This window comes from Streptomyces massasporeus (genome assembly GCF_014648995.1).
GTDB lineage: Bacteria > Actinomycetota > Actinomycetes > Streptomycetales > Streptomycetaceae > Streptomyces > Streptomyces massasporeus.
Map to the genome: position 1 here is coordinate 182060 of NZ_BMSE01000011.1, position 19132 is coordinate 201191.

General features: G+C 69.4%; 17 protein-coding genes and 1 pseudogene. 3 read left to right on the plus strand and 15 right to left on the minus strand.

Features of this window, described 5'->3' with window-relative positions; all coding sequences use genetic code 11:
• The first annotated feature begins 187 nt into the window (after positions 1-187).
• Together IE153_RS24130 and IE153_RS24135 are read left to right on the plus strand one after the other, a co-directional pair.
• Complete coding sequence (locus IE153_RS24130) at positions 188-637, plus strand: DUF1931 family protein (RefSeq protein WP_189591906.1); 450 nt, start codon at positions 188-190, stop codon at positions 635-637.
• A 44-nt stretch (positions 638-681) separates the two neighbouring features.
• Positions 682-1875 carry a PP2C family protein-serine/threonine phosphatase gene (locus IE153_RS24135; RefSeq protein WP_189591907.1) on the plus strand — a complete coding sequence of 398 codons (1194 nt, stop codon included), beginning with the start codon at positions 682-684 and terminating at the stop codon, positions 1873-1875.
• A gap of 33 nt (positions 1876-1908) precedes the next feature.
• On the opposite strand, the pseudogene IE153_RS42765 reads toward IE153_RS24135, so the two are convergent.
• From IE153_RS42765 to IE153_RS24200, 13 genes and pseudogenes are all read right to left on the minus strand, one after another.
• Positions 1909-2336 (minus strand): annotated as a pseudogene (locus tag IE153_RS42765) (DUF2267 domain-containing protein).
• A gap of 35 nt (positions 2337-2371) precedes the next feature.
• On the minus strand, positions 2372-2764 hold the full coding sequence (locus tag IE153_RS24145; protein ID WP_189591908.1) for a DUF2267 domain-containing protein: 393 nt from the start codon (positions 2762-2764) through the stop codon (positions 2372-2374).
• 21 nt (positions 2765-2785) lie between these two features.
• Positions 2786-4717, minus strand: coding sequence for an MFS transporter (locus IE153_RS24150; RefSeq protein WP_189591909.1), 1932 nt, complete (start codon positions 4715-4717; stop codon positions 2786-2788).
• A 474-nt stretch (positions 4718-5191) separates the two neighbouring features.
• Positions 5192-5689 (minus strand): Hsp20/alpha crystallin family protein, encoded by a 498-nt coding sequence (locus tag IE153_RS24155; protein WP_189591910.1) that lies wholly within the window; start codon positions 5687-5689, stop codon positions 5192-5194.
• Positions 5690-5735: 46 nt separating this feature from the next.
• Positions 5736-7517, minus strand: a complete 1782-nt coding sequence (locus IE153_RS24160) for an FAD-dependent oxidoreductase (protein WP_189591911.1) — start codon at positions 7515-7517, stop codon at positions 5736-5738.
• Positions 7517-7780, minus strand: coding sequence for a UBP-type zinc finger domain-containing protein (locus IE153_RS24165; RefSeq protein ID WP_189591912.1), 264 nt, complete (start codon positions 7778-7780; stop codon positions 7517-7519). The genes IE153_RS24160 and IE153_RS24165 overlap by 1 nt, the downstream gene beginning before the upstream one ends.
• 6 nt (positions 7781-7786) lie before the next feature.
• Positions 7787-8245, minus strand: coding sequence for a thioredoxin (gene trxA / locus IE153_RS24170; protein WP_189591913.1), 459 nt, complete (start codon positions 8243-8245; stop codon positions 7787-7789).
• Entirely contained in the window at positions 8242-10881 is a 2640-nt protein-coding gene (clpB, locus tag IE153_RS24175; protein WP_189591914.1) for an ATP-dependent chaperone ClpB, read from the minus strand. Before clpB ends, trxA begins: the two co-directional genes overlap by 4 nt.
• The gene (locus IE153_RS24180; protein ID WP_189591915.1) at positions 10872-11279 is read right to left on the minus strand and encodes a chaperone modulator CbpM; all 408 of its coding nucleotides are present in this window, start codon (positions 11277-11279) and stop codon (positions 10872-10874) included. The genes clpB and IE153_RS24180 overlap by 10 nt, the downstream gene beginning before the upstream one ends.
• Positions 11279-12232, minus strand: coding sequence for a DnaJ C-terminal domain-containing protein (locus IE153_RS24185; RefSeq protein ID WP_189591916.1), 954 nt, complete (start codon positions 12230-12232; stop codon positions 11279-11281). Before IE153_RS24185 ends, IE153_RS24180 begins: the two co-directional genes overlap by 1 nt.
• Before the next feature lie 6 nt (positions 12233-12238).
• The gene (locus IE153_RS24190) at positions 12239-12856 is read right to left on the minus strand and encodes a nucleotide exchange factor GrpE (protein WP_189591917.1); all 618 of its coding nucleotides are present in this window, start codon (positions 12854-12856) and stop codon (positions 12239-12241) included.
• Positions 12857-12865: 9 nt separating this feature from the next.
• A complete protein-coding gene (gene dnaK, locus IE153_RS24195) occupies positions 12866-14764 on the minus strand; it encodes a molecular chaperone DnaK (protein ID WP_189591918.1) in 1899 nt (632 codons plus the stop codon).
• 51 nt (positions 14765-14815) lie between these two features.
• On the minus strand, positions 14816-15304 hold the full coding sequence (locus IE153_RS24200) for a general stress protein (RefSeq protein WP_189591919.1): 489 nt from the start codon (positions 15302-15304) through the stop codon (positions 14816-14818).
• A gap of 221 nt (positions 15305-15525) precedes the next feature.
• On the opposite strand from IE153_RS24200, the gene IE153_RS24205 reads away from it, so the two are divergent.
• On the plus strand, positions 15526-17298 hold the full coding sequence (locus tag IE153_RS24205; RefSeq protein WP_189591920.1) for a PucR family transcriptional regulator: 1773 nt from the start codon (positions 15526-15528) through the stop codon (positions 17296-17298).
• Between the two features lie 111 nt (positions 17299-17409).
• Here IE153_RS24205 and IE153_RS24210 read toward each other — a convergent pair whose 3' ends face one another.
• Both IE153_RS24210 and IE153_RS24215 read right to left on the minus strand, forming a co-directional pair.
• Complete coding sequence (locus IE153_RS24210; RefSeq protein ID WP_189591921.1) at positions 17410-18588, minus strand: acyl-CoA dehydrogenase family protein; 1179 nt, start codon at positions 18586-18588, stop codon at positions 17410-17412.
• Between the two features lie 77 nt (positions 18589-18665).
• Positions 18666-19040: a four-helix bundle copper-binding protein gene (locus tag IE153_RS24215; RefSeq protein WP_189591922.1), complete on the minus strand. Its 375-nt coding sequence runs from the start codon at positions 19038-19040 to the stop codon at positions 18666-18668.
• Positions 19041-19132: the final 92 nt, after the last annotated feature.

The window sequence follows — 19132 nt, forward strand, 5'->3', positions numbered from 1 at the left end:
CGGCCCTGCTGTCGGTCCGGCCGCCCGTCCGACAACCCGGACAGTCGGGCACATGGGCCTGGCAGGGCAATACGGGGAGGCCGATTGGGCCCGACATGCGCAAGCGTTCGCGCGCCCCCGTCGGCCAGGCTGACTGGGAAGCCCAGGGGTCGGGAGCCACCCGGCTCCGCAGCCGGAGGTTGCCGTCATGACCGTGATGTCCATCGCCAAATTCGAGAGGTTCTTTCGCGCGGCCGCAGGACTGAACGTCGACAAGAACGATCTCAAGCGCTACAGCGACTTCGTCGACGCCAAGCTCTACGATCTGCTGACCGTCGCCCAGGCCACCGCCAAGGCCAACGGGCGCGACATCATCCGGACATCTGACCTGCCGATCACGAAAGGCCTGCAGGAGAGCATTCACCACTTCCGGAAGATCGACCAGGAAGTGGAACTCAAGCCGATCCTGGAACAGCTCGCCACCCATCCCGCTCTGGACCGCACGCCCGATGAGGAGACCGAGGCGGCCTATCCGCACATCATCGGCGGACTCAGCCTGGCCCTTGCCCAGAGTTTCAAGATCCTCCACCCCGACCTGAAAAACCCCCAGACCCAGCACTGGGACGAGGCGCGAGCCGTCTTCGACCTCCTGCTGTGAGGGGCGACCGGAACAGGCGGTGCGGGCCACGGATCATCGAAGGCATGGACAGGAACGTGTCCGTCGGGCCCGGGGAGCGGCAGCTGGATGAACTGGCCAGGGCGGCCCAGCTGGCATCACCTGCGGAACTGCCCGTGGTCCTGAACCGGTATGCCGAGTCCATGGGGCTGGGCAGGGCCGTTGTCTATCTGGTCGACATCCAGCAAAGACTGCTGGTGCCGTTCGTCGAAGGCGAGCCGGAACTGGAGCTCGACACGTCGCTGACCGGATGGGCCTACCGCAGCAACTCTCTCCGAGTGGAAGAAACCCCCTCCGGAGGGCTGAACGTGTGGCTGCCTCTGACCGACGGGGCGGAGCGGCTGGGCGTCGTCGAGCTGGCCATGAGCACCCTGGACGGGCTCAAGCTACGGCGCTGCCGAACGGCGGCGCTGCTCCTCGCACTGATCATCACATCCAAGCGCACCTACAGCGACTCCATCGCGCAGCGCATGCGTACCCGGCCGATGCACCTGCCCACGGAGATGGTGAGGGCATTTCTCCCTCCCCGGTCGATCGGCACCGGGCGGGTCGTGTCGACGGCGGTTCTGGAACCTGCGTACGAACTGGGCGGCGATGCTTTCGACCATGCGTTCACCGAGGACGTTCTGCACGCCGCAGTACTCGACGGCATGGGGCACGATCTGGCGTCCGGACTTGCCACCTCTGTCGCCATGGCAGGCTGCCGTAACGCCCGGCGCAGCGGGGCAGAACTGAACGAACTCGTGGGCACCGTGGACGAGGCACTGGCGAAGTGGCTTCCGGAGCAGTTCTGCACGGGTGTCTTCACACAGTTGCACATGCCCACGGGTGTGCTGCGATGGTGCAACTGCGGTCACCCGCCTCCGTTGCTCATCCGTCGCCACCGTCTGCTCCACGAGGCATTGGAGCGGCCATCTGAGCCACCTTTGGGTCTGCCCGCCGGTCTCGCCGGGACCACCCGTCAGGTGCACGACGTCAGCCTCGAGCCCGGTGACCGAATACTGCTCTACTCAGACGGCGTCGTGGAATCACGCGACGAGGCGGGCGAGGAGTTCGGTCTGGAACGCTTCACCGACTACGTCATCCGGTCGACCGCAGCAGGGCAGAGCGCCCCGGAAGTGCTGCGCCTGCTCATCCACGCCATCCTCGAGCATCAGCACGACGAACTCAGCGACGACGCAACGATCTTGATGTTCGAGTGGCAGCCCCCTGATCCGTGATGGCATGAGTACTCATGGCCTCCTCCACCGGGGTCACGGCAGGAGCGCGGCAAACGAGTTCGGCACCCGGGACTTGAGGTGCTGCCATTCGCCGGCGCTCACATGGCGTTCCAGCGTTTTCAGTACGGTGCGCACCAGATTCTCGCTGCCGCCCTCGACCGCGTAGGGGAATTCACTCCGGACCCGTGCGAGGAACTCCTCGTTGCTCATCTTTACGGGCGTATCGGCCGGTTTCCAGCCGTCGTAGTAGACGCCTTGACGATGGTCGGCAGTTGGGCGCCGAACTGTACGGCCGTCTCGACCGGGAGACGATCCCGAAGCGGGTGCAGCACGGCCCGCAGTGCCGCATACGACTGCTTACGCCGTTCCTTGGGCCACCCGAAAGCCTCCTCGACGTCTTTGAGGAGCCGATTGGCCTTGTCCACCATGGTGTCGAACGAGGAAAAACCTGTATCAACCATGTGCGTGGGCCTTTCGTTCTGAGCGCCTCACGAACTCAGTCCGCGAGGTCGGCTTTTCCGAACAGGACCGCGTAACTGGAGGGGAGTTGGCTGATGATCTGATTCAGTTCTCCGCCAGTCACAGCGTCGGCAACGGTGGTCAGGACCGCGCTGGCGTCCCACTGTGCCGTACGCGGCCGGGCACCCGTGCGCTCGGCGACCCGGCGGTAGAACTCTTCGATCCCGAAGCTCTGCGCCTTCTGGGGCGTTGCATGGTCCAGAACCAGTCCCAGCGGGCCGGGCAGTTGGGATGCCAGGTCCTTGACCTCTCCCGGGCTGATCCGTTGGGCCAGCACTTCCAGCACGGCGTTGGTGACGTCCGCGGCTTCGTCCTGTTCCTTGTATTCGCCTCGCTCGCGTACGTGGGCAAGGAATCCGTCGTATTTCATCGCTGCCTCCTTCTGCGCCGGTCACCGCTGGTCATGGGGGTCGCCCGGTGCGCTGTCGGACCGGCCGGGTCCGTCCGTCGGCGCGTAGCTGCCGTGCGCAAGGCTCTTGGCCCTGGACTCCCGCTCGGACTCACGCAGGGCGCGGCGGAAGCGTCCGGGGCCCCAGGAAAGGCCCCTCACGGCCTGCTCGAGTCGGTCGCGGCTCGTCGGGCCGGTTTCCTGGAGCGCGTGGGTGATCTGTTCGATCTCGTCGTCGAGGCGTTGTTCGGCCATGGCGGACGTGCGGCTTGTTGCGCCCGCGGTGCCGACCATCCCCGGCGAGTACAGGGTGCTGCCCGGTCCGGTGCCCGGGCGGTAGCGGCGGGCTCCGGCTCCCTCCCGCTCCCGGCGGCGGGCGGTGCGGTCGGCGATCCGCTGTTCCCGCTCGTCCGCGGCCTGCCGGACGTGCTCGGGCCGGCGGCGGTCTCGTGTGTCCTGTGGCGCGGGCTCGTTGCGCCAGGCCGCCTCGGCTTCCTCAGCGGTGAGCGGCCGGGCGATGTTCTCCAGGGACTGTTGTTCGGCCCGGACACCGAAGAAGACCTCGGCCAGCCCGCCGAGCGCCATGGCTGCCGCTCCGACGAGGAAGCCGATGGCCACCAGGTCCGCATCGCCACTGTGAATCAAGTGGCCGAACAGCAGCGGGCCGGTGATTCCGCCCACGGCCGTGCCGATCGCGAAGAACAGCGAGATGGACAGAGCTCGGGTCTCCATGGGGAAGACCTCGCTCACCGTCAGGTAGGCCGAGCTCGCTCCCGCGGACGCCACGAAGAAGGTCAGCGAGACCAGCAGGAAGAACGACCATGTCGTCAGCGAGCCGTTGACCAGCAGGACGGCGAGCACGGCTGCCACGACTGCCGATCCGAAGTAGGTGCCCGCGATCATCGGCTTCCTGCCCACGGTGTCGAACAGTCGGCCGAGAAGGAGTGGTCCGAGGAAGTTGGCGATGGCGAAGAGGGCCAGGAAGTAGGGGATCGAGCCGGAGCCGATGTCGAAGAAGCCGTTCAGGATCGTGCCCAGGTCGAAGACGATCGCGTTGTACAGGAACGCCTGTCCGACGAAGAGGGCCAGACCGAGAACGGCGCGACGCGGGTAGCGCCGCAGAGCCGTGCCGGCGATCTCCCTGAACGGGATGACGTCGCGCTGCCGTACGGTGACCGCCTCGCCCGGTTCCGGCAGCTCGCGGTCGGTCTCTTGGCGGACCTCGGCCTCGATCCGGTCGACGATGCGTTCAGCCTCGTCTTCATGCCCGTGGATGAACAGCCAGCGCGGACTCTCCGGCACATGGCGGCGTACCAGCATGATGCCCAGGCCCAGGATGCCGCCCAGGCCGAAGGCCAGCCGCCAGCCGAGGTCGTCTGCCAGCAGGCTCTCGTTGAGAAGCAGCACGGCGACCAGGCTGCCGAGCGCCGCACCGACCCAGTAGCTGCCGTTGATGGCCAGATCCACCTGTCCGCGGTTACGGGCCGGAATCAGCTCGTCGATGGCCGAGTTGATCGCGGCGTACTCTCCGCCGATGCCCATACCGGTGATGAAACGGGCGAGGTAGAGGTACCAGGCGTCATGGGCGAACGCGGTCGCGACGGTGGCGAGGATGTAGATGCCGAGCGTGAGCATGAACAGCTTCTTGCGCCCGTAGCGGTCGGTGAGCCTCCCGAACAGGAGAGCGCCCGCACACGCGCCTGCCACGTAGATGGCGGCGGCAGTGCCGATGTCGGCGCTGGTCAGGTTGATGCCGCTGCCCGGCTCGGTCATACGGGCGGCAACCGCTCCGACGATCGTCACTTCGAGTCCGTCCAGAATCCAGACGGTTCCCAGACCGATGACGATCCGCCAGTGGAATCGGGACCACGGCAGCCGGTCCAGTCGGGCGGGGACCTTGGTGGTGACGACACCGAGCTCGGCGGTGGTGGTCATGCCGTGCCTCCTCGTTCAGGGCCATGGGCTGTTGCCTGGAGAGGGACAGGACAGGCCGGAATGAACTGGTCCGCATAGAGTGGTCTTCTGTGCTGCGCTGCCACCTTCTGGGACACCGTTTTCGCTTTCTCCATGAGGGCGACACGATGCTCTGGCGCTGCGCGCGTGGGTGCGGAGCGGGGGGAAGCAAGCGATATCCGACGGCCCAGGACGCCGAGCGTTACGCACGGGCATTCGACCGCGAGGACCAGGCGGACATGGGCCGGCGAGCCCCGCTCGGTCTGCTCCCCCTTCGGCTGCTGCGCGCCTGGCGTCTGCGGCGCCGAAAGGAAGCCGGTGGCGAGCCACATGCCGGGTCTTCGCCGCCGTGACGGGTCGTGATACGGGACGTCATTCATGAGTCACCCCGGATGTCGAGCCTCGCCGGCCCGGCCGCGGTGCCGGACGGGTGTCCGGAACCGCGGCGTTCGCGTCTCAGCCGCTGCTCCCGGTGCTTTCACTCGTCTCGCTGATCTCGACGTGCCGGGGCTTTGCGACCTCGGCCTTGGGGACGGCGATGGTGAGCACCCCCTCCGACATCTGCGCATTGATCTTTTCGGTGTCGACCTCTCCGGGCAGCCGCAGCCGGTACTCGAAGGCTCCGGTGCGGCGGGTGCTCCGTCGCAGGACACCTTTGCGTTCCTTCTCCTTGATCTCTCCGGTGACCACCAGCTCCTGGCCGTTCGCTTCGACGTCGATGTCCTTGCTCTTGACACCGGGGAGTTCGATCTCGATGTGGAAGGCGTCGTCGGACTCCGTGACATCCGCCAGGGGTGTCCACGCGACTGCGGGCGCCGCGCCTCCCACCGTGGATTCGATCAGTCCGCTCATCTCGCTGAGCAGTTGGTCGAACTCCGTCATCGGATTGCGTGCCCAGCCAAGCGGCCTGGCCTGCATTGCGGCACCCCGTTGGTGCCGGACAGGCGTAGTCATTCCCATCGCCTCCTTCTCCTTCTCGTGATCTCGTCGCTCTCTGGGGTCATGCGAGCCAAGCGGACTCCTTCGGACGGGTGTGCGCGGAGCTGTCGGTGCCGCCGGGCGCGGCCGTGTGGCCCAGGTGGCGGTGCACGAAATGGATGCTCATCGCGCCTTCGCCGACCGCGGAGGCCACGCGTTTCACAGAGCCGCTGCGGACGTCGCCCGCGGCGAAGACACCAGGCAGGCTGGTCTCCAACGTCAGGCAGTCGCGGCCCTGGCTCTGCCACAGTCCGGGGACGGAGCAGGCCTGCGCCTCCGCGCCGGTGAGCACGAAGCCGCGCGCGTCGAGGGCGAGCGCCCCGGACAGCCACTCGGTGTGGGGGTCGGCGCCGGTGAAGACGAACAGGGCCCGCACCGCGAGGGGGCGGTGCTCGCCCGTACGGTGGTCGACCACGGTGACCGCCTCCAGCACCTTGTCGCCGAGGGCCTCGGTCATCTCGGTGTGCAGCAGCACGCGCACCCGCGGGTGACGCTCGACCTGATCGATCAGGTAGCGGGACATGTGCGACTCGAGGCCCGGCCCACGGACGAGCAGATACACCTGCGGTGCGTACCCGGCCAGGAAGAGTACGGCCTGGCCCGCGGAGTTGCCTCCGCCGACGACGGCCACCGGGTCGGTGCGGCACTGCTGGGCCTCGTAGACGGTCGCCGAGTAGTGGACGCTCGTTCCCTCCAGGCGTTCGATGCCGGGCACCTGGAGGCGGCGGTAGCGGGCGCCGGTGGCCAGGACGACGCTACGGGCGGTGATCTCGCTGCCGTCGGTGAACCCGACGGCGTAGTGCCCGTCCCTCGGTTCGAGCCGAGCCGCCTCCGCCGGGACGCTGATCCTGGCGCCGAACTTGTCGGCCTGGAGCACGGCGCGGTCGGTGAGTTCGGCGCCGGAGATTCCGGAGGGGAAGCCGAGCAAATTCTCGATGCGGGACGACGTCCCGGCCTGGCCACCGGTGGCCATCGCCTCGACCAGGGTCATGCCGAGGCCCTCCGAGGCGGCGTTCACCGCGGCGGCGAGACCGGCGGGTCCGGAGCCGACGATCAGGAGATCGCCGTGATGGTTTCCGGCAGGCAGCGACGGCAGGCCCAAGAGCCGGGCCAGTTCCGCGTTGCTGGGGTTGCGCAACAGAGTGGTGTCCCGCCAGATGACGAGCGGTGTCTCCTCCGGGCCGACGCCGAAGCGGCGCAGCAGCTCCTCGGCCTCCTCGTCCGTCTCCAGGTCGATCCAGCGGTGTGGCAGCCGGTTGCGGGCGGCGAACTCGCGCAGCCGCCGGGTGTCAGGCGAATAGCGCGAGCCGATGATGCGGAAACCGGCGCCCTGCCCGACGAGCAGGGCACGGCGGCCCAGGCAGGCGCGCAGCACCAGATCGCCAAGGACGGAGTCCCGGGTCACCAGGTCACGCAGCTGATCCATGGACAGGGCGAGGGCCTCACCTGGGTCCCTGACCAGGGCGGTGTAGAAGGCCACCTGCCCGTTCAGGAGGCCGAGTTCGCCGATGAAGCGGCCGGGGCCGTGCACACGCAGCAGACGTTCGTCGGGCGTGCCGTAGCCCTCGACGACGGAGACCGAGCCACTGAGGACGACGTAGAACGTCTCGCACCGCTCCCCCTCCCGGATCAGCACATCCCCGGCGTCGACCGCGCGCCGCCGGCCACGCTGCGCCAGGCGGGCCAGCTGGTCGTCCGGCAGGCGGGGGTAAGCGCCGTAGATGTCGGCGGTCTCGAAGGGGACGCTCTCCTCCGCCTCGTCCGGCACCGGCGCCGCGCTCGGCCGCGTCTCGTCGCCGGCCATCACACGAACGCCTCGTGGACGAAGCACCACCGCCAGTCCTCGCCGGGCTCCAGCGACGCCACGATCGGATGGCCGTCGGCGGCGGCGTGACGGCGCGCGTGCCGGTTGGGCGAGGAATCGCAGCAGCCGACGTGGCCGCAGGTCAGGCAGAGCCTGAGGTGGACCCACGGGGAGCCGAGCAGCAGACACTCCTGACACCCTTCGGGGGTCCGTGGCCGGACCGGCCGGACGAGGGCGAGGTGGGGGTCGGTTCGTACGGTCATGGCTGATCACCCTTTCCCGGCCGGTTCGCGGCCCGCGATCGACTGCTCCACCCACCGCTGCAGGGCGGGGGCAGGTGCGGCACCCGCCTGCCGGGCGATGGTGTGCCCTCTGTCGAGGACCAACAGCGTCGGTACCGCCTGGACCTCGAACCGCTGCGCCAGGCGCGGGTTCTTGTCGATGTCGACCTTGACCAGCTTGATCTTTCCCGCGAGATCGGCGGCGACCTTCTCCAGCGCGGGGCTCACCATGCGGCAGGGGCCGCACCAGGTGGCCCACAGGTCGACGACGACGGGTACGGTGGCCTGCTCGACGACCTCGGTGAAGTCGTCGTCGCCCGCGTCGGCCATCCATGGCAGAGGCTGCTTGCAGTTGGCGCACCTGGGGCGTCCCTCGGCGGCCACGGGCAGCCGGTTGGTGCGCCCGCAGTGCGGGCAGGTGACGTTGGTCGCTTGCACGGTACTCATGCCGCCCTTGCTCCCTTCACGTCCTCGGGCTGGTCGTAGGTGACGACCAGTTCTCCGTGCTCGGCGTCGACGCGCACGTTCGCGCCGTCCTGGACGTCGCCGCGCAGCAGGGCGCGCCCGACCAGCGTCTCGACCTCGTGCGAGATGTAACGCCGCAGCGGCCGGGCCCCGTACACCGGGTCGTAGCCTTGATGGGCGATCACCTCCCTTGCCGCGTCGGTGAGTTCGACGGTGATGCGGCGCTCGGCGACCCGCTTCCGCAGCTCGTCGAACTGCAGCTCCACAATCCGCTCGATCTGCCGCTCACCGAGCGGCTTGAACAGCACGATGTCGTCGACGCGGTTGAGGAATTCCGGACGGAAGTGCCCGCGCAACTCACCCATCACCAGGGCGCGGGCGTCCGGCTTGATCTCACCCTCGGCGGTGGCGCCGTCGAGGAGGTGCTCGGAGCCGATGTTGGACGTCATGATGATCACGGTGTTGCGGAAGTCGACGGTGCGGCCCTGGGCGTCGGTGATGCGGCCGTCGTCGAGGATCTGCAGCAGGGTGTTGAAGACATCGGTGTGCGCCTTCTCGATCTCGTCGAACAGCACGACCGAGTACGGCTTGCGGCGTACGGCCTCGGTGAGCTGTCCGCCTTCCTCGTAGCCGATGTACCCGGGCGGGGCCCCCATCAGCCGGCTGACGGTGTGCCGCTCCTGGTACTCGCTCATGTCGAGGCGGACCATGTTCTCCTCGGAGTCGAACAGGGCGCGGGCGAGGGTCTTGGCCAGCTCGGTCTTCCCGACGCCGGTGGGGCCGAGGAAGATGAACGAGCCGATGGGGCGGCGCGGATCCCGGATGCCGGAACGGGCACGGATGATGGCGTCGGCGACGAGCTGAACGGCCTCGTCCTGGCCGATGACGCGCTCGCGCAGGATCTCGTCGAGGCGCAGCAGCTTCTCGCGTTCGCCCTCCTGGAGGCGGGCGACGGGGACGCCGGTCCAGGCGGCGACGATCTCGGCGATCTCCTCCTCCGTGACGACCTCGCGCAGCAGCCGGTTCTCCCCTTGCTTCGCAGCCAGTTGCTCCTCCTCTGCGGCGAGCCGGCGCTCCAGGTCCTGGAGGCGGCCGTAGCGGAGTTCGGCAGCGCGGTTGAGGTCGTAGGCGCGTTCTGCCTCCTCCGCCTCGTGGCGGACCTGCTCCAGTTCCTGGCGCAGCTCCTGCACGCGGCGGATGGCCTGCCGTTCGGCCTCCCACTGGGCGTGCTTGGCATCGGCCTCGCCGCGCAGGTCGGCCAGTTCCCTGCGCAGCTCCTCCAGGCGGGTTTTGCTGGCCGGGTCGGTCTCCTTGGAGAGGGCGGCCTCCTCGATCTCCAGACGGGTGACGCGGCGAGTGATCTCGTCGAGTTCGGCGGGCATCGAGTCGATCTCGGTACGCAGCCGGGCGCACGCCTCGTCGACGAGGTCGATGGCCTTGTCGGGCAGGAACCGATCGGTGATGTAGCGGTGGCTGAGGGTGGCCGCGGATACCAGCGCGGTGTCCTGGATCTTCACGCCGTGGAAGATTTCCAGGCGTTCGCGCAGTCCGCGCAGGATGGAGATGGTGTCCTCCACGCTCGGCTCTTCGACCAGGACCTGCTGGAAGCGGCGTTCGAGGGCGGCGTCCTTCTCGATGTGCTTACGGTACTCGTCGAGGGTGGTGGCACCGATCATGTGGAGTTCGCCGCGGGCGAGCATCGGCTTGAGCATGTTGCCCGCGTCCATGGCTCCTTCGGCGGCACCCGCGCCTACGACGGTGTGGAGTTCGTCGACGAAGAGAAGGATGTACCCCTGGGCGGCCTTCACCTCGGACAGCACGGCCTTGAGGCGTTCCTCGAACTCGCCGCGGTACTTCGCCCCGGCCACCAGGGATCCCATGTCGAGTGCGAACACGGTCTTGTCGCGCAGTCCTTCGGGTACATCGCCGCGGACGATGCGCTGGGCGAGGCCCTCGACGATGGCGGTCTTGCCGACGCCGGGGTCGCCGATGAGGACCGGGTTGTTCTTGGACTTGCGGCTGAGGATCTGGGTGACGCGGCGGATCTCGGCGTCCCGGCCGATGACCGGGTCGAGTTTGCCGTCCCTGGCCTCGGCGACCAGGTCGCGGCCGTACTTCTCCAGCGCCTCGTAGGCCACTTCGGGGTTGGCCGAGGTCACGCGCTGGTTGCCACGGACCTGGGTCAGCGCGCTCAGGAACGAGTCCCGGGTGATGCCGTGCTCCTTGAGCAGCCGTCCGGCGGCGGTGGACGAGCCCTCCTCGGCCAGCGCCAGCAAAAGGTGCTCCACGGACACGTACTCGTCCTTGAGGCGTTTGGCCTCCCGCTCGGCCGCGTCCAGCAGCCGGGACAGGCGCTGGGTGACGAACACCTGGCCCGGCGCCGCGCCCGGGCCGGTCACCTTGGGCCGGCGGGAAAGCTCCTCACGCACAGCCGCACGGAGCTCCTCGGGCTCCCTGCCCGCCTGTTGCAGCAGCCTCGGGATCAGGCCGTCCTCCTGGTCGAGGAGCGCGAGCAGCAGATGCTCACCGTCGACCTCGGTCTGGCCCATGCGGACGGCGGCGGTCTGCGCCTCCTGGAGGGCTTCCTGTGACTTCTGGGTGAGACGGTTCATGTCCATGGGGGTGAGTCACTCCTCCTGCCGCGGTCGCGCAGTGCGGCTTCGAGCAGGCTGATGCGGTCGAGCAGGTCGAGCACCAGACCGATGGATGCGTAGTTGAGGCAGAGTCCGGAGCGCAGCCGCTGGACGCGGGCGAGGATCGCCGGGGCCGCGGGGTCGAACACGAGGTGCCCCGCGGCGTCGCGTTCGGCGTCGACCAGGCCGAGGGCGACGAACCGGCGGACCAGGTCGGGGTGGAGGCCCGAGCGGCGGGCCACGGTGTCCAGGGAAAGCCTGGGCACGGGGACGAGCGCGTACCGCACCGCCGTGGAGCCGGCGCTCGTCCGTACGGGACGCCCGCCCGCGTCGGCCCGGGCGGTCCGACCGCCGGTGGCCGCCCATGAGGGTCGGTCGCTCATCACGTCCTCCTGGGGTCGTACGAAGAGGTGGCGGCGAGCTCCTCGAACAGCTCGCGCTCCCGGTCGCTGAGCTTGGGCGGCACCATGACGCGGAGTTCGGCGTAGAGGTTGCCGTCGGCACCGCGCGGGTTCGGCATGCCCTCCCCGCGCAGCCGCAGCCGCCGGCCACTGGACGAGCCCGCGGGCACCGTGACCTTGGCCGTGCCGCCGCCGGGGGTGGGCACCGGAACCGTCGCACCCAGCGCGGCCTCCCAGGGAGTGACCGGAAGCTGCACATACACGTCCCGGCCGTCCAGCCGGAACCGAGGGTGCGGTTGGATACGCACCCGCAGATACAGATCCCCCGCGGCGGCGTCACCACTGCCCCGGCCGCCCTCACCCGCCAGGCGGATGCGCTGCCCGTCGGTGACGCCGGACGGTACGTCGACCTCGTACCGCCGCGGCTGCCCGGTGGGGCCGCCGAGCGTGACGGTGCGGCGGCCGCCCCTGTACGCCTCCTCGACGGTGAGCGGCAGCTCGGCCTCCTGGTCGGCTCCCGGTACACCGCCGGGGGCGGCGCCCGCTCCGAAGAGCGAGCCGAGCAGGTCCTCGATGTCGACGCCCCCCGCTGCGAAGTCGTCGCCGAAGCCGGTGTACCGGACATGGGGGCCGCCCGCGCCTGCGGTCCTCCGAGCGCGGAAGCCGCCGCCGGGTCCCGCGCCGGCACCGACCCGCTCCTCCCAGTCCTCGGGGACCTGCCGGAAGTCCTCGCCGAAGCGGTCGTAACGGGCCCGTGTCTTGGGGTCCGACAGGACGCTGTACGCCTCGTTGAGGTCCTTGAAGCGTTCCTCCGCCCCCGGGTCCTTGTTGACGTCGGGGTGGTACTTGCGGGCGAGTTTGCGATATGCCTGCTGAATCTCGTCCTGGCCGGCGGTCCGTGACACGCCCAGCACCTCGTAGAAGTCCTGTGCCATGACCGGTCACTCCCGCTTCGCGACAGTCACGGCGGCGGGCCTGAGCTGGCGTTCACCGTCCCCGTAGCCCGGGCGGAGCACCTCGACGACCGTGCCCGGTGGGGCGTCGGGGTCCTGGACGACGCCGACGACCTCGTGCCGGGCCGGGTCGAAGGCGACGCCGGTCTCCGCGTGCCGCGGGTAGCCGAGCAGTTCGAGGACGTTCACCGCCTGGTCGCGAACGGCCCGGACGCCCTCGACGATCGCGCCGGGGTCGGATCCGGCATGGGTCAGGGCAAGTTCGAGGTTGTCCAGGACGGGCAGGAAGGCGGCGGCCGTGCGGGACCGCTCGGACGTCCGCTCCCGTTCCAGTTCCCTGGCGTGGCGCTTGCGGAGGTTGTCGAGGTCGGCGAGCGCGCGCCGCCAGCGGTCCTCGAGTTCCTTGAGCTCGGCCGTGTGCTCGTCCTCGGACGGTGCGGGGCCGCCGGCCGCGTCGGGGCCGGGATCTTCGTCCGTGTCAGGCCCCGGCCCGGTCGGCGGGCCCGAGCGCGGAAGATCCCCTCGGGGAGGGCGTACGGTGCCCTCCGGAGCCGGGTCGGCCGGGTCCGGCACGGCCGGGTCGGATTCCCTGGGGTGGATCGGCATGGCGGTTCCTCAGTCCTTGTCGAACTCGGCATCGATGACGTCGTCGTCACCGCCACCGCCACTGGTCGCGCCGCCCTCGGTGGTGTCCTGATCGGGACCGCCCGCGGTGGCGCCGCCCTGATGCGCCGACAGCCCTGACAGCACCTGCTGGAGTTCGGAGGTCAGGGGCCGCACCCGCTCCACGCCCGCCTCCTCCTTGACCGCCGCCCGGGCATCCGACACCAGCATCTCGGCCCGTGCCTTCTCGTGCGCGGGTGCCGCGTCGCCCAGCTCGGCGAGGCGCTTGTCGACCTGATAGGCGACGGCGTCGAGCTCGTTGCGGGCGTCGACGGCCTCGCGCAGGGCCTGGTCCTGGCCCTGGTTGCGCTCGGCCTCCTGGACCATGCGCTCGACCTCGCTCCGGTCGAGGTTGGAGCTCTCGGTGATGGTGATGCCCTGTTCCTTGCCGGTGTCCCGGTCTCGGGCCTTGACGTTGAGAATGCCGTTGGCGTCGATGTCGAAGGTGACCTCGACCTGCGGTTCGCCGCGCGGCGCCGGACGGATGTCGGTGAGCTGGAAGCGGCCGAGCACCCGGTTGTCGGCGGCCCGTTCGCGCTCGCCCTGGAGGACGACGATGTCGACGGCGGGCTGGTTGTCCTCGGCGGTGGAGAAGGTCTCGCTGCGGCGGACGGGGATGGTGGTGTTCCGCTCGATGATCTTCGTCATCACTCCGCCGCGTGTCTCGACACCCAGCGACAGGGGCGTGACATCGAGCAGCAGGACGTCCTTGACCTCGCCCTTGAGCACCCCGGCCTGAATCGCGGCGCCCAGGGCCACGACCTCGTCGGGGTTGACGCTCATGTTGGGTTCCTTGCCGCCGGTCAGCCGGCGCACGAGGGCCTGGACGGCGGGGATGCGGGTGGAACCGCCGACGAGGATGACCTCGTCGATGTCGCTCTCGCCGACCTTGGCGTCGGCCATGGCCTGCTGGACCGGTTCCAGGCACCGCTCCACCAGGTCGCTGGTGATCTGCTCGAACGTGGACCGCATGACCGAGTCGGTGAGGTGCTTGGGGCCCGCGGCATCGGCGGTGATGAACGGCAGGCTGACCTGCGTCTGCGTCACCGAACTCAGCTCGGTCTTGGCCTTCTCCGCCGCCTCGAACAGGCGCTGCAGGGCCTGCGGATCCTTGCGCAGATCGATGCCGTTCTCCTTCTGGGAGTCGTCCGCGAGGTGATCCACCAGACGCCGGTCGAAGTCGTCACCGCCCAGGTGACTGTCGCCCGCCGTGGAACGCACCTCCACCACGCCGTCGCCCACGTCGAGGATGCTCACGTCGAACGTGCCGCCGCCGAGGTCGAAGACCAGCACCGTCTCGTGCTGCTTCTTGTCCATGCCGTACGCGAGGGCGGCCGCGGTCGGCTCGTTGATGATCCGCAGCACCTCCAGTCCGGCGATCCGCCCGGCGTCCTTGGTGGCGGTGCGCTGGGCGTCGTTGAAGTAGGCGGGCACGGTGATGACCGCCTCCGTGACCCGTTCCCCGAGCTGCTTTGACGCGTCGTCGGCGAGTTTGCGCAGCACCTGGGCGCTGATCTCCTCGGGCGCATAGAGCTTGTCGCGCACCTTGAAGCGGGCGACACCGCCCGGACCCTCGACGACGTCGTACGCCACCGCTCTGGCCTCGTCCGGGATCTCGTCGAAGTGCCGGCCGATGAACCGCTTGGCCGAGTAGATGGTGCCCTTGGGATTGAGGATCGCCTGGCGCCGGGCCAACTGGCCCACCAGCCGTTCCCCGGTGTCGGTGAAGGCCACCACGGACGGTGTCGTGCGGTTGCCCTCGGTGTTGGGCACGACGGAAGGTTCGCCGCCCTCCCACACGGCGATCACCGAGTTCGTGGTGCCCAGGTCGATGCCCACTGCCTTGGCCATGAGGAACTCCTCCCGTGCGGCGGCAAGCGCCGACACTGCGGATCCGATCGTTCAGGTATGGGCCGGACGTCCACCGGCACGGGCGCTCCGCAACCCGTCGAGCAGCCGTACCGCCTCATCGGCGACCGCTTCGTCCACGACGACGTCGTACCGGCTGGGCTGCATCGAGCGGACGGAGGCGAAGTCCCGGCGTCCGCCCTGCAGGGCGTACAGCAGCAGGCCGAACAGCGCGCCCACGATCGCTCCGAAAATCAGGCCGTAGAGGGCGACGAGCAGGGCGGAGACGAGCGGGTCCACCCAGTCGACCAGTCCGAAGAGCCAGCCGATCAAGGCTCCGGGAAGGGCCCCGCTCGCCGCTCCGTGCAGGGCAGCCCTGCCATAGTCCATGCGGCCGACGACCTGCTCGACGAGGCGGACGTCCTGGCCGATGATGGCCACTCTCTGTACGGGAAACCCCTGGTCCGAGAGGTGGTCGACGGCGCGTTCGGCTTCCTGGTACGTCTCGTACGTGGCAACGGGTCTACGAGGCTGCTCGCTCATCGCCCAGTCCTTCCTGCCGGTGTGCACGACGGCCCCCGGCACGCCCCAGACTCGCGAAACGAGCAGCTCTACGCCTGCACCCGGCAGGTCAAAGAACGACGGAGCCCGTCCCCCCGCGAGCACGAGACTCAGATCCGGACATCTCGGGTAAATTGGTCGGGGAAGGCGTAGGGGAAGGGGCGGTGTCACCTCTCTGAAGGCTCAGGGAAGGGAGTAATCCCATGGCCGGCTGCAGGGGCCGGAGCGGGTACCGACGCTGTCCCGACCGGGAAGGCAGCCTTCCGCCGGGCCGTCTGGGCCAGCACCCCACGATCTCGCGGAGAGGGTCTCGCCCGCCCCTTTCCACCCTGGCGTCCCGCAAGCTGCCGGCAGTCTCTCGCGCCCTGTTCGACGCTCGGGACGAAAGCGAGATCCTGCGCCTGGCCATGGGCCATGTATCGGCTGTCGGCCCGTACAGAGCCGAGGCCGGATACCTCATGGTGCACGGCCACATGGTCCCCAGCCCGCAGGTCGGGCCGGGTCATGCGTCAGCCGTCGACCGGACGGTGGTAGAGCTGACAGGGCGGGACGTCCCCGTGACCGTTCCCGGCCGGTCCAGGGGCAAGGCCTTGGCCCTGCACGGACCCGGTGGACTGCACGGCTACCTTGTGGTGACGTCTCGCTCCCGGCCCACCGAGGCCCAGCACTTGCTGCTCGTCACGCTCGTACGCCTCACCGCCGCGGCCCTGTCGGTCGCCGTCGCGCATCGCCGCCAGCAGGAAGACGCCCTGGAGTTGCACCGACTGCGACGGGAGCGGGCAGCCTTCCAACGGCGGCTGATCTCCCTCGTGGTCGACCTGGGATATCAGCGGGCCGTGCACGAGGCCCTCGCCGAGGTCGCGGCCACGGGCGGCGGCGAGGAGGCCATCACCAGCGCACTGCATGAGCTCACCGGATTTCCCGTGCTGGTGGAGGACCGATTCGGCCGACTGCGGTCCTGGACCGGTCCCGGCCGGCCCGACCCCTATCCGGAACCGGACCCCGCACGCCATGCGGAGATGCTCCAGGGGGTAGCCCGGACAGGCGGGCCCGTGCGCATCAAGGACCGGCTGATCTCCCTGGTACGCCCCCGCGGCGAGGTCCTCGGAGTGCTGGCCCTGGTCGATCCCCAGGGAGACGCCGACGAGTACACCGTGTTCGCGCTGGAGCACGCCGCCACGTCACTCGCCCTGGAACTGTCGCACCTGCGCCATCTGGCGGAGGTGGAGCTGCGACTGCGCCGCGAACTGGTCGACGATCTTCTGGGGGGCACGGACGAGGCGAGCGCCTACGCCCGGTCCGAGGCGTTCGGACACGACCTGCACCGCATCCAGTACGTGGTCGTCGTGCAGTGGAGGAACCGGGCCTCGGACGACGCTTTCGCGAGGACCGTGGGCCGGGCGGCTACGGCCGCGGGCATGCCGTCGCTGGTGACTCGGCGTTCCGACCACGTCGTCCTGGTCGCCGAGGGCAGCCCCCACGACCACGCCTTGTACGAGACGCTCGCCCGGGAGACCGGAACACCGGACGGGACGATCGGGGTGAGCGCCCGCTGCGACACCCCGGACGGTATCCCCGGCCGCTACCAGGAGGCGCTGCGTGCCCTGGAGGTACGCCGCCGGTCCCGAAGTCGATACGGCACGACATTCTTCGACGATCTGGGCCTCTACCGCATCCTGGGGCCCGGAAACGAATACCGGGAGCTGGAGGCGTTCGTTCGGGAATGGCTCGGACTCCTCATCGACTACGACGGCCTGCACCGTACGGCGCTCGTGGAGACCCTGTCCCGGTACTTCGACTGCGGCGGCAACTACGCCGAGACCGCCGAATCCCTCGCGATCCACCGCAGCACGCTGCGCTACCGGCTCCAGCGCATCCGTGAGATCAGCGGCCATGACCTCACGAACGTGGAGGGCCGCCTCAACCTGCAGGTCGCGACCCGGGTGTGGAAGATCATGCTGGGCGGACCCGGTTGAGGCGACCACGCACCGCGGCCGGCTCCGGTGTCCCCGGCACTCACGGCTTTCCGCTCAGTAACCTCGTCGGTGCGGCGGACAAAGTCATCCGCGCTCGGATTCGCAGCCCCGTCAGCGTCGCACCCGCGGCATCCCCAGCCCGATCCACGAGATGATCTCCCGCTGGATCTCGTTGTTGCCGCCGCCGAAGGTGAAGATGACCGCCGAGCGGTAGCCGCGTTCGAGTTCTCCGTGCAGGACCGCTCCCGCCGAGCCCTCCTTCAGGGCTCCGGGGGCCGCGACGATCTCCATGAGCCAGGCGTAGGCGTCGCGCCGGGCCTCCGAGCCGTAGACCTTGACGGCGGAGGCGTCCTGGGGGGTGAGGGTGCCGTCCTGGACGGCACCGACCATCTGCCAGTTGAGCAGCTTGAGCGCGTCCAGCCGGGCGTGGGTGCGGGCCAGCAGGCGGCGTACCCAGGGCAGGTCGGCGACGCGGCGGCCGTCGGCGAGCTTGGTCTCCATCGCCCAGCGCTGCACGTCGTGCAGGGCGCGGATCGCCATGGTGCCGTGGGCGGCCAGGGTCACGCGCTCGTGGTTGAGCTGGTTGGTGATCAGCCGCCAGCCCTGGTTCTCGGCGCCGACCCGGCGGGAGACGGGGACGCGGACGTTCTCGTAGTAGCTGGCGGTGGTGTCGTGCGAGGCGAGGGTGTTGATCAGAGTGCAGGAGTAGCCCGGGTCGGTCGTCGGCACCAGGAGCATGGTGATGCCCTTGTGCGGCGGGGCGTCCGGGTCGGTGCGGACCGCCAGCCACACCCAGTCGGCCGTGTCCCCGTTGGTCGTCCAGATCTTCTGGCCGTCGACGACGTACGCGTCGCCCTCCCGCACCGCCCTGGTGCGCAAGGACGCGAGGTCGGTGCCCGCGCCGGGCTCGCTGTAGCCGATGGCGAAGTCGATCTCGCCGGAGAGGATCTTGGGCAGGAAGTACGCCTTCTGCTCGTCGGTGCCGTACTGCATGATCGTCGGGCCGACGGTGTTCAGCGCCATCAGCGGCAGCGGGACGCCGGCCTGGGCCGCCTCGTCGAAGAAGATGAACTGCTCCATGGCCGTCAGGCCGCGCCCGCCGTACTCCTTCGGCCAGCCCACCCCGAGCCAGCCGTCCGCGCCGAGCCTGCGGATGGTCTCGCGGTAGAACCGCTTCTGGGCGGCCGGGTCGCCGTGCCGGGCGTAGGCGTGGTCCGGGACGAGTTCGGCGAAGTAGGACCGCAGTTCGGTGCGCAGCCGCTGCTGCTCGGGCGTGTATTCGAGGTGCACGGCGCCTCCAGGCTCCCAAGGCCGGTCCTGTCGGCGCACACCGTAGAACGTGTTTCAGAAATTGTGAATGGCGTCGGTCAGTTCAGCGTGGCGAGGAAGTCCGTGCACGCCCGTGCGCAGGCGCGGCACGCCGCCGCCGAGTCCTCCGCTCCCGGTTGCCGGTCGAAGACGTGGGCGGCCTCCAGGCACACGGTCCGGCACCACTCCACCTGGACTCGGATGGTGATCTCGTCCACCTGGTTCTGCTCGGACAGCACACGGCAGGTCGCGTCGCAGACCTCCGCGCACATGATGCCCTTGCGTCGTACGAGTTCCTGGTTCTCGGTGCCGTCGGGATCCACGAGGCTTGCGCGCAGCGCGCACGCCCGCGCGCACTCCGTGCACGCCTGCGCACAAGCGAAACGGTCCTCCAGGAACCGGAACAGCTCCTGCTGGGATGTCGTCGAAGTCACACCGCGCGGGTAGCCCCGGTCGGCCCCGGTCAAACCCGGGGTTTCCCGGTGTTCCGTGCGGTGCGGCGGGCGCGCGTGCCCGGCAGGTTCAC

What these genes read in the sequence shown, in the direction of transcription:
- IE153_RS24130 (WP_189591906.1), top strand. Translation starts at nt 188, where the DNA reads ATGACCGTGATGTCCATCGCCAAATTCGAGAGGTTCTTTCGCGCGGCC.
- IE153_RS24135 (WP_189591907.1), top strand. Translation starts at nt 682, where the DNA reads ATGGACAGGAACGTGTCCGTCGGGCCCGGGGAGCGGCAGCTGGATGAA.
- IE153_RS24145 (WP_189591908.1), bottom strand. Translation starts at nt 2,764, where the DNA reads ATGAAATACGACGGATTCCTTGCCCACGTACGCGAGCGAGGCGAATAC.
- IE153_RS24150 (WP_189591909.1), bottom strand. Translation starts at nt 4,717, where the DNA reads ATGACCACCACCGCCGAGCTCGGTGTCGTCACCACCAAGGTCCCCGCC.
- IE153_RS24155 (WP_189591910.1), bottom strand. Translation starts at nt 5,689, where the DNA reads ATGACTACGCCTGTCCGGCACCAACGGGGTGCCGCAATGCAGGCCAGG.
- IE153_RS24160 (WP_189591911.1), bottom strand. Translation starts at nt 7,517, where the DNA reads ATGGCCGGCGACGAGACGCGGCCGAGCGCGGCGCCGGTGCCGGACGAG.
- IE153_RS24165 (WP_189591912.1), bottom strand. Translation starts at nt 7,780, where the DNA reads ATGACCGTACGAACCGACCCCCACCTCGCCCTCGTCCGGCCGGTCCGG.
- trxA (WP_189591913.1), bottom strand. Translation starts at nt 8,245, where the DNA reads ATGAGTACCGTGCAAGCGACCAACGTCACCTGCCCGCACTGCGGGCGC.
- clpB (WP_189591914.1), bottom strand. Translation starts at nt 10,881, where the DNA reads ATGGACATGAACCGTCTCACCCAGAAGTCACAGGAAGCCCTCCAGGAG.
- IE153_RS24180 (WP_189591915.1), bottom strand. Translation starts at nt 11,279, where the DNA reads ATGAGCGACCGACCCTCATGGGCGGCCACCGGCGGTCGGACCGCCCGG.
- IE153_RS24185 (WP_189591916.1), bottom strand. Translation starts at nt 12,232, where the DNA reads ATGGCACAGGACTTCTACGAGGTGCTGGGCGTGTCACGGACCGCCGGC.
- IE153_RS24190 (WP_189591917.1), bottom strand. Translation starts at nt 12,856, where the DNA reads ATGCCGATCCACCCCAGGGAATCCGACCCGGCCGTGCCGGACCCGGCC.
- dnaK (WP_189591918.1), bottom strand. Translation starts at nt 14,764, where the DNA reads ATGGCCAAGGCAGTGGGCATCGACCTGGGCACCACGAACTCGGTGATC.
- IE153_RS24200 (WP_189591919.1), bottom strand. Translation starts at nt 15,304, where the DNA reads ATGAGCGAGCAGCCTCGTAGACCCGTTGCCACGTACGAGACGTACCAG.
- IE153_RS24205 (WP_189591920.1), top strand. Translation starts at nt 15,526, where the DNA reads ATGGCCGGCTGCAGGGGCCGGAGCGGGTACCGACGCTGTCCCGACCGG.